Below are 383 nucleotides of genomic sequence, written 5' to 3' on the forward strand. Positions count from 1 at the left end.
GCAGGGGTGATTTCATGACAGCGCTCCCGATGAGCCGAAAAGAATCCGGAATGTCCATTGTTCGCCGATGCATTTACTTCGGCACAGCTTGCGTTCGAAAGACAGGGTAACGGTTGAACCGCTCATCCCAGGACGAATGCCGCCGTGCAAAAAATGCCAGGCGTGCCTGCGGATCCTTTGCGAATGCCTCGTCGCTCTCGAGCCTGCGTTCGAATTCGGCTTTCAGGGCCTTGTCGCGATCGAGCATGTCGCGCGCCACATCTTCCGCGACATAGGCTTCCATGTATTCCTTCTGCTCGAACGCATTGTTGAAGTCGCCCCAGGCCACCAGTGAATCGGAAGACTGCGGTTCCAGGATCGCCATCAACAGCCTCGATTTTGGT

1 protein-coding gene is annotated in these 383 nt (G+C 56.1%); it reads right to left on the reverse strand.

Going from position 1 to position 383, the window contains the following annotated elements; all coding sequences use genetic code 11:
- Positions 1-73: 73 nt before the first annotated feature.
- Entirely contained in the window at positions 74-364 is a 291-nt protein-coding gene (locus I6F37_RS44750; RefSeq protein WP_225155093.1) for a hypothetical protein, read from the reverse strand.
- Between the last annotated feature and the right edge of the window lie 19 nt (positions 365-383).

Source organism: Bradyrhizobium sp. NBAIM08 (assembly GCF_020193935.1).
In the GTDB taxonomy this organism is placed as follows: Bacteria; Pseudomonadota; Alphaproteobacteria; order Rhizobiales; family Xanthobacteraceae; genus Bradyrhizobium; species Bradyrhizobium yuanmingense.

Excerpts from the sequence above, each read along its gene's own strand:
- I6F37_RS44750 (WP_225155093.1), bottom strand. The coding sequence starts at position 364 with ATGGCGATCCTGGAACCGCAGTCTTCCGATTCACTGGTGGCCTGGGGC.